Annotated in this window: 8 protein-coding genes; 7 read left to right on the forward strand and 1 reads right to left on the reverse strand. The window is 67.7% G+C overall.

The features are described 5' to 3' along the window. Window positions 1–115 precede the first annotated feature (115 nt). Window positions 116–847: a hypothetical protein gene (locus V3B48_RS17490; protein ID WP_329894142.1), complete on the forward strand. Its 732-nt coding sequence runs from the start codon at window positions 116–118 to the stop codon at window positions 845–847. Beyond that, the gene (locus V3B48_RS17495; RefSeq protein ID WP_329894149.1) at window positions 847–1,470 is read left to right on the forward strand and encodes an HAD family hydrolase; all 624 of its coding nucleotides are present in this window, start codon (window positions 847–849) and stop codon (window positions 1,468–1,470) included. The genes V3B48_RS17490 and V3B48_RS17495 overlap by 1 nt, the downstream gene beginning before the upstream one ends. Before the next feature lie 103 nt (window positions 1,471–1,573). On the opposite strand, the gene V3B48_RS17500 is transcribed toward V3B48_RS17495, so the two are convergent. Next, window positions 1,574–2,512, reverse strand: coding sequence for a carbohydrate kinase family protein (locus V3B48_RS17500; RefSeq protein ID WP_014038522.1), 939 nt, complete (start codon window positions 2,510–2,512; stop codon window positions 1,574–1,576). A 283-nt stretch (window positions 2,513–2,795) separates the two neighbouring features. Between V3B48_RS17500 and V3B48_RS17505 the strand changes: the two genes are divergently transcribed. The 5 genes from V3B48_RS17505 to rodA all read left to right on the forward strand — a co-directional run bounded on the left by V3B48_RS17505 (window position 2,796) and on the right by rodA (window position 8,665). Further along, window positions 2,796–3,842 (forward strand): rod shape-determining protein, encoded by a 1,047-nt coding sequence (locus V3B48_RS17505; protein WP_005419402.1) that lies wholly within the window; start codon window positions 2,796–2,798, stop codon window positions 3,840–3,842. A 121-nt stretch (window positions 3,843–3,963) separates the two neighbouring features. Continuing rightward, a complete protein-coding gene (gene mreC / locus V3B48_RS17510) occupies window positions 3,964–5,001 on the forward strand; it encodes a rod shape-determining protein MreC (RefSeq protein ID WP_329894143.1) in 1,038 nt (345 codons plus the stop codon). Then, window positions 4,998–5,483: a rod shape-determining protein MreD gene (mreD, locus tag V3B48_RS17515; RefSeq protein WP_032130319.1), complete on the forward strand. Its 486-nt coding sequence runs from the start codon at window positions 4,998–5,000 to the stop codon at window positions 5,481–5,483. Before mreC ends, mreD begins: the two co-directional genes overlap by 4 nt. Before the next feature lie 3 nt (window positions 5,484–5,486). After that, window positions 5,487–7,556 (forward strand): penicillin-binding protein 2, encoded by a 2,070-nt coding sequence (mrdA, locus tag V3B48_RS17520; RefSeq protein WP_329894144.1) that lies wholly within the window; start codon window positions 5,487–5,489, stop codon window positions 7,554–7,556. Continuing rightward, window positions 7,553–8,665: a rod shape-determining protein RodA gene (gene rodA / locus V3B48_RS17525; RefSeq protein ID WP_285303241.1), complete on the forward strand. Its 1,113-nt coding sequence runs from the start codon at window positions 7,553–7,555 to the stop codon at window positions 8,663–8,665. The genes mrdA and rodA overlap by 4 nt, the downstream gene beginning before the upstream one ends. The last annotated feature ends 135 nt before the right edge of the window (window positions 8,666–8,800 follow it).

Raw genomic sequence — 8,800 nt, forward strand, 5'->3', positions numbered from 1 at the left:
CGCGGGCCCCCCCGGGGGGATTTTTTCGCGCCCCCCCGGCGGCCCCCCCGCCCCCCCCCCCCCCGCCCCCCCCCCCCGACTCTACAGATATGCGAAAACACGAAGGACCTCCGCCATGAAACGACTGATCCTGCTCACCGCCTGCACCCTGGCCCTGGCTGCCTGCAGCAACCCCGAGGAAGAGCGCAAGGCGCAGGAAACCGCCGCTGCCGCCGTGCAGGCACAGAAGGAAGCCAAGGCCGAAGACGTGGCCAAGCAGTACGACATGGCCGTGGCCGCACAGGACTGGGAGCGTGCGCGCCTGCATGGCGCCTCGCTGCTGGACCAGTACAAGGACACCGCCGCCGCCGAGCGCATCGCCGCCGGCTTCGACGAGGTCAAGGCCAAGGGCGATGCTGCGCGCGACCTGCGCCGCATGCAGGCGCTGTGGCAGTACAACCAGATCCCGGTGGGCAACAAGGGCAACCAGGTTTCGGCGCAGATCTACAGCAAGGAACGGGTGGACGTGGATGGCAGCGGTGCCAAGCCGGTGCAGCTGGTGTTCCGCGATCATCCGGAGTGGAAGCGGCATGCCTACCTGGTGCTGCAGGCCGGCGATTTCCGTTGCCCGCAGTGCACGGTGAAGGTGACCGTGGACGACGGCAAGCCGATTTCCATGGCGGCCTGGCGCCCGAAGACCGATGAAGCCATCGCGCTGTTCATCACCGACCAGAAGGCGCTGTGGAAGCTGGCGCGCAAGGGCAAGTCGATCAGCATCGAGTTCCCGGTCAAGGCCGGCGGCACGCGTACCGCCGTGTTCGAAACCGGTGGTGTCGACGCCAGCCGCATGCCGCAGTGGTGGCAGTGATGGTTGCGGCGGGCAGCGCAGTGCACGCGTTGTCCGCGATCCGGCACTGGGTGTTCGACATGGACGGCACACTGACGGTGGCCGTGCATGACTTCGCCGCGATCCGCCGCGCGCTGGAGATCGCCGCGGAGGAAGACATCCTCGACCACATCGCGGCGCTGCCGGATGCACCGGCGCAGGCCAAGCGTGAGTGGCTGCTGGATCACGAGCGCACGCTGGCCGAGGACGCGCTGCCGGCACCGGGCGCGGTGAAGCTGCTGCGCGCGCTGGCGGCGGCGGGCTGCCGGCTGGGCATCCTGACCCGCAACGATCATGCGCTGGCGAAGCTGACCCTGGACGCGATCGGGGTCGGGGAACTGTTCGACGATGCCGACATCATCGGCCGCGATGAAGCGGTGCCCAAGCCGTCGCCGGATGGCCTGCAGCAGCATCTTCGACGCTGGGGAATCGGGGCTGCGGAGGCGGTGATGGTCGGAGACCACGCCTATGACCTGGAGTGCGGGCGCGCCGCGGGCGCCCATACCGTGCTGGTCAACCTGCCGGAGAACCCGTGGCCGGGCAGTGCCGACTGGCATTTCGCCGATTGCCGCGACCTGTTGGCCGCCTGGCAGCAGAAGGGGTAGTGCCGGCCGCTGGCCGGCAGTGTCGACCAAGGTCGACACCTACCAAGGCACAGCGTGTCGACCAAGGTCGACACCCACCGAGCAGATGCGCGGGCAGTTCGGTTTACGCGCCCAGCGCGTAACCGAACTGTTGCTTGAACTGCTCGTTGAACTCGTCAAAGGTAAAGCGCTGGTTCTGCGTGCCCGGGTGCTCGACCTTCAGCGCGCCCATCAGATTGCCCATGCGGCCGATGGTCAGCCAGTCGTAGCCCTTCTGGATGCCGTAGATCAGGCCGGCGCGGAATGCGTCGCCACAGCCGGTCGGGTCGACCACGCGGCGCTCGTGCGCCGGGGGGATGTCGTAGCTCTTTTCCGGAGTGTGGATGACTGCGCCCTTGGGGCCACGGGTAGTGATGTAGGCCTTGACCCGGCTGACGATCTCCTTCTCGTCCCAACCGGTGCGTTCCTGCAGCAGATTCGACTCGTAGTCGTTGACCACCACGTAGTCGGCCTGCTCGATGAACGCGCGCAGCTCCGGGCCGTTGAACAGCGGCATGGCCTGGCCCGGGTCGAAGATGAACGGAATGCCGTCTTCGTGGAATTCCTGCGCGTTCTGGATCATGCCTTCGCGGCCGTCCGGGCCGACCAGGCCCAGGGTCACGCCCGGTACGCCACGCACGTGGTTCTCGTAGGAGCGCATCATCGCGCCCGGGTGGAAGGCGGTGATCTGGTTGTTGTCGTGGTCGGTGGTGATGAACGCCTGCGGGGTGAACAGCTCATCGATCACGCGCACGCGCGACAGGTCGATGCCCAGGCCGTCGAAGTATTCGCGGTACGGGCCGAAGTCCGAACCCACGGTGCCCATCGGGATCGGCTGGCCGCCCAGCAGGTGCAGGTTGTAGGCGATGTTGCCGGCGCAGCCGCCGAACTCGCGGCGCATGCGCGGCACCAGGAAGGACACGTTCAGGATGTGCACCTTGTCCGGCAGGATGTGATTCTTGAACTGGTCCGGGAACACCATGATGGTGTCGAAGGCAAGAGAACCACAGATCAGAGCGGACATCGATGTAAGCCTATGCGGTGAATTTTGGGGTGGGCCGGCCCGGTTCGGCGGGCAAGCAAACGGCGCCCTTGGGCGCCCGACGGCGCAAAGGTTACCCGCTGGTGCCGCTCAGGGCCAGAACCGGGTGAGACCCGATCAGGCCGAAAGCCTGTGAAGACGCGGGTTCAGCTAGTTTTTTCCTTGCTCGGCGGCAGGCGGGTTGCTAGGCTTGTCGGCCTCGATTTCTGCCCATTTTTTCGCCATCCCGCGGCGGGCACGACACCCCTCAGGACTCCTTCCTCAGATGTTCAAGAAACTCCGTGGCATGTTCTCCAACGACCTGTCCATCGACCTGGGCACGGCCAACACCCTCATCTACGTGCGCGGGCAGGGGATCGTGCTGAACGAGCCGTCGGTCGTGGCCGTGCGCCAGGACCGTGCCATTGGTGGTACCCGCTCGGTGGCAGCCGTAGGCGCCGAAGCCAAGCAGATGCTTGGCCGTACCCCGGGCCACATCACCACCATCCGCCCGATGAAGGACGGCGTCATCGCCGACTTCACCTACACCGAGGCGATGCTCAAGCACTTCATCAAGAAGGTGCACAAGTCGCGCGTGCTGCGCCCGAGCCCGCGCGTGCTGGTCTGCGTGCCGGCCGGCTCGACCCAGGTCGAGCGCCGCGCGATCAAGGAATCGGCCGAGGAAGCCGGTGCCCGTGACGTGTTCCTGATCGAAGAGCCGATGGCCGCCGCGATCGGCGCCGGCATGCCGGTCACCGAAGCCCGTGGCTCGATGGTCATCGACATCGGCGGCGGCACCACCGAAGTTGCGGTGATCTCGCTCAACGGCATCGTCTATTCGGCCTCGGTCCGCATCGGCGGCGACCGCTTCGACGAGTCGATCACCAACTACGTGCGCCGCAACCACGGCATGCTGATCGGCGAAGCCACCGCCGAGCGCATCAAGGTCGAGCTGGGCTGCGCCTACCCGCAGGCGGAAGTGATCGAGATGGAAATCTCCGGCCGCAATCTCGCCGAGGGCGTGCCGAAGATGATCAAGATCAGCTCCAACGAGGTGCTTGAAGCCCTGCACGAGCCGCTGTCGGGCATCGTCAGCGCGGTCAAGCTGGCGCTGGAACAGACCCCGCCGGAACTGTGCGCCGACGTCGCCGAGCGCGGCATCGTGCTGACCGGTGGTGGCGCCCTGCTGCGTGACCTGGACCGCCTGATTTCCGAGGAAACCGGCCTGCACGTGCAGGTGGCGGACGATCCGCTGACCTGCGTGGCCCGCGGCGGTGGCCGTGCGCTGGAGCTGGTCGACATGCACGGCAACGAGTTCTTTGCGCCGGAATAAGCCGTCCCGGCTGCCTGCGCCCGCAGCGCCCCTCCGGGGTGCGGCCCACCATGAGGGTAGGCCGGCACCGGCGGGGCGTCCGCGTGTTTCCCTTCCGCCTTCTGCCAGTTGAATCGTTGCCGTGCCGCCCTACGCCGGACCTCCCGTTGCTTCCCGATCCGGTGATGCCGCCAGCCCGCTGCGTCTGCTGGCTTATCTCGCACTGGCCATCACCCTGATCGTGCTTGACGACCAGGCCGGCTGGCTTGCGCAGCTGCGCGGGCAGGCCAACAGCCTGGTGCAGCCGGTATGGGCACTGGCGGGACTGCCGGGCAAGCTCGGCAACCAGGTCAAGGACTCGGCGGCCAGCCACGGCCAGCTGGTCAACGAGAACCGTGAACTGCGCAACCAGCTGCTGCTGGCCAACGCCCGCCTGACCCGCCTGCAGACCGCCGCGTTGGACAACGCCCAGCTGCGTGAACTGCTGAACGTGGCCGAGCGCAGTGGCCTGGACGTGCAGCTGGCGCCGATCCTGGACATCGACCTGGATCCGGTGAAGCAGCGCCTGGTGCTCGACGCCGGCAGCCGCGAAGGCGTGCACGTCGGCCAGGCGGTGATCGATGCCGGCGGTCTGATGGGCCAGGTGATCAGCGTCACTGGTGGTACCTCCACCGTGCTGCTGCTGACCGACCCCGACCATGCCGTGCCGGTGACGGTGGCCCGCAACGGCGTTCGCCTGATCGTCTACGGCCGCGGCGACAAGCTGGAACTGCGCGACATCCCGCTCAGCGCCGGCGTGGAAGTGGGCGATGAGATCGTCACCTCCGGCCTCGGTGGCCGCTTCCCGGCCGGGTTCCCGGTCGGCACCATCACCGGCCTGCGCCCGGACGACACGCACGCCTTCCTGGTCGGCGAACTGAAGCCGGCGGCGCAGCTGGACCGCGGCCGCGACGTGCTGCTGCTGCGCCCGGGCGCGGCAATTCGCTTGCCTGCGGCAGGCGAATTGCTTCAGCCAAGTTTGCCTTCGGCAAACCAGGCTGCCGGGGGGGCATCCCACCTTACCCCCGCGCCTTCGGCGCGCCCCCCTCAACAAGAGGGGGGCTCTCCACCCGATGCTGGGTCGGCGACGGTAGTGCCGGCCGCTGGCCGGCAACCGACCACGCCGGAGGCCCAGCGATGAGCCGCCTGCGCGACAACCCGTGGGTGCTGCCGGCCAGCCTGGTGGTGGCGCTGCTGCTGGGCCTGCTGCCGTTGCCGGCGCTGCTGCAGCCGCTGCGCCCATACTGGCTGGCGCTGGTGCTGGCCTATTGGGTGATTGAAGCGCCTGAGCGTGTCGGCCTGGGCGTCGCTTTCGCCAGTGGCGTGATCGCCGATCTGCTGTACGGCGGTGTACTCGGCGAACAGTCGCTGCGGCTGGTGATGCTGGCCTTCATCCTGCAGCGCTTCCGCGCCCGCATCCGCTTCTTCCCGATGTCCCAGCAGATGCTGGCCATCGGCGGCCTGCTGTTCAACGACCGCATCGTCAGCGCGCTGGTCCACATCGTGGTGGATGAGCCGACCCTGCCGTGGTCGTACTGGTGGGCACCGCTGCTGGGCATGGGCCTGTGGCCGCTGGTATTCGTGCTGCTGGACGCGGTGCGCTTCGGCAAGCGCGGGCGCTGAGCCATGATTCCGCGCCGCCAGGTCAAGAATCCGCATGCCGAAGCCGAACAGTTCCGCCGCCGCGCGGCGCTGGGCTTCCTGGGTGTGCTGGTCTGCCTGCTGGGCCTGGGCGGCTGGTACTTCAAGCTGCAGGTGCTGGACCACGACGTCTACGCCACGCGCTCGGAAGCCAACCGCATCAAGCCGCGGCCGGTGGTGCCCGGGCGCGGCATGATCTACGACCGCAACGGCCGCCTGCTGGCCGAGAACGTGCCGGCCTTCCGCCTGGACGTGACCCCGGACAAGGTCAAGGACATGGACGCCACCCTGGAAGGGCTGGCGAAGATCATCAGCATCAGCCCGGAAGAACTGGAAGCGTTCAACAAGTCGCGCAAGGCGCGCCGCAAGTTCCTGCCGGTCACGCTGAAGCTGCGCATGAGCGACGAGGAGATGGCGCGCTTTGCCGTCGACCGCTGGCGCTTCCCCGGCGTCGAGCTGGAACCCTACCTGACCCGTCGCTATCCCTATGGCGATCTGTTCGCGCACATCATCGGTTACGTCGGCCGCGTCGATGACAAGGACCTGGAAATCCTCGGCGAGGGCAATGCCGCGCTGACCCACATCGGCAAGTCCGGCCTGGAGCGTTATTACGAGCAGCAGCTGCGCGGCAAGGTCGGCTACGAGCAGGTCGAGACCAACGTGCAGGGCCGTGCGATCCGCACCATCGGCCGCGTCGCCGCGCAGTCCGGCGCCGACCTGCGGCTGTCGATCGACGCCGACCTGCAGCGCGCCATGGTGGCCGCCTTCGGCGACCAGGAAGGCTCGGCGGTGGCGATGGACCCGCGCACCGGCGAAGTGCTGGCGATGGTCAGCCTGCCGTCCTACGACCCCAACCTGTTCGTCAACGGTATTTCCCATGCCGACTTCAAGGCGCTGAACGACAACCCGTCGCGGCCGCAGTTCAACCGCCTGGTGCTCGGTGGCGTCGCGCCCGGTTCCACGCTGAAGCCGCTGATCGGCCTGGCTGGCCTCGATTCGGGCGTGCGCCGCCCGGAAGACAAGGTGCTGTCCACCGGCATGTTCTACCTGCCCGGCACCTCGCGTGGCTGGGGTGACTCGCACCGCGGCGGCCACGGCTGGACCGACCTGCGCAAGTCGATCGCGCAATCGGTCAACACGTATTACTACAAGCTGGCGCTGGATCTGGGCATCGAGCGCTTCGACCATTACATGGAGTACTACGGCTTCGGCCAGCCGACCGGCATCGACCTGACCGGCGAGATCGGCGGCATCCTGCCGTCGCCGGCCTACAAGCGGAAGAGCCGCAAGGAAGCCTGGTATCCGGGTGATACAGTCAACATCAGCATCGGCCAGGGTGACTGGAAGGTCACTCCGCTGCAGCTGGCGCGGGGCGTCAGTGGGCTGGCCAACGGGCAGCTGCGCACGCCCCATCTGGTGATCCAGCAGCGTGCGGGGTTTGACCATGACTGGATGGCGACCGACCCGGGCGAGAGCAAACCGGTCAGCCCGAACCCGAACAACCTGCAGGCGGTGCGCGAAGGCATGATGGCCACCATGCTGCCTGGCGGCAGCGCTGCGCGAATGGCGGCCGGCGCGCCGTACACGATGGCCGGCAAGACCGGTACCGCGCAGGTCGTCAGCCGCAAGGGCACCGCTGCAGTGAACCCGAAGAGCCTGCCGATGCACCTGCGCCACCGCGCGCTGTTCGTCGGTTTCGCGCCGGTCGACCAGCCGGTGATCGCGCTGGCGATCGCGGTGGAAGGTGGTGGTTACGGCGGTGCGGCGGCCGCACCAATCGCCCGCAAGGTGTTTGATGCCTATCTGCTGGGCAAGATGCCTGAAGGCATGCAGCCGCTGGACAGCGAGCGCGGCACCACCGCCATCGGTGCAACCGCATTCGACAACGAAGATGTGGGCGCGCGCCAGGCCGGTGACCTTGCTGCGGCACAACTGGGGGAACACCCCGTTCTGATTGGCGTGCCTGCGCCGGAACCGGCACCGCAGCCGGTGACGCCGGCCGCCGCCGCGCTGCCGGCCACGCCACGCCCGACCACCGCGGAGCCCGCACGATGAGAGTGTTCCTGCGTTGGGCCGGCGACATGCTGCGCCGCTTCTTCAGCACGCTGGACTGGGTACTGTGCCTGGCCCTGGGCGCGTTGATGCTGATCGGCCTGGCCACGCTGAAGAGCGCGGGCGGCGACAGCCTGGTAATGGCCCAGGGCGCGCGCTTCGCAGTGGGCATGGCTGCGCTGTGGGGCATCTCACGGGTACCGATCCTGCGCATCCGTTCGGCTACGCCGATGATCTACGCGATCTCGATGATCCCGTTGCTGGCGGTGTTCGTGCTGGGCACCGGCAAATACGGCCGGCAGTGGCTCGACCTGAAATTCTTCTACCTGCAGCCGGCCGAGCTGCTCAAGGTCAGCCTGCCGATGATGGTGGCCTGGTACCTGCACAAGATGCCGTTGCCACCGCGCTTCAATACCGTGCTCGTGTCCCTGGTCATCATCGGCGTACCGACCGGCCTGGTGATGCTGCAGCCGGACTTCGGTACCGGTGTGCTGATCGCCGCCAGCGGCGTGTTCGTGCTGCTGTTGGCAGGCCTGCCGTGGTGGTGGGTCGGGCTGGGCGTGGGTGGCGTGGCTGCGGTCGCGCCGGTGGCCTGGTTCTGGCTGCTGCGGCCGTACCAGAAGGACCGCATCATGATGTTCCTGGACCCGGAGATGGATGCACTGGGAGCCGGCTGGAACATCATCCAGTCGAAGATCGCGATCGGTTCCGGCGGCTTCGATGGCAAGGGCTGGGGCGAGGGCTCGCAGTCGCATCTGAACTTCATTCCCGAGCAGACCACCGACTTCGCGTTCTCGGTGCTGAGCGAGGAGTTCGGCTGGATCGGCGTGGCCACCGTGCTGGCGCTGTACCTGGTGGTGATCGGGCGCTGCCTGTGGATCGCCAGCCAGTCGCGCGATTCCTATTCGCGCCTGCTGGCCGGCGCCACCGGCCTGGCGTTCTTCGTCTACGTGCTGGTGAACGGCGGGATGATCTCGGGCCTGCTGCCGGTGGTGGGCGTGCCGATGCCGCTGATCAGCTATGGCGGTACCTCGGCGGTCTCGCTGCTGGCCGGCTTCGGGTTGGTGATGGCCGTGCGTAGCCACAATCCAGTGCACGGCGGCTACGGGTAACACCGGCCCCGCGCTTCGTCGCGCTTCCATATGCTCGCTTGCTTCTCGCTGTTCTGTAGAGTCGAGGGGGGGGGGGGGGGGGGGGGGGGGGGGCCGGGCCGCGGGCGGCCCGCGAAGACACCGACGCCCAACACC

Source organism: Stenotrophomonas sp. SMYL20, assembly GCF_036320045.1.
GTDB lineage: Bacteria > Pseudomonadota > Gammaproteobacteria > Xanthomonadales > Xanthomonadaceae > Stenotrophomonas > Stenotrophomonas maltophilia_A.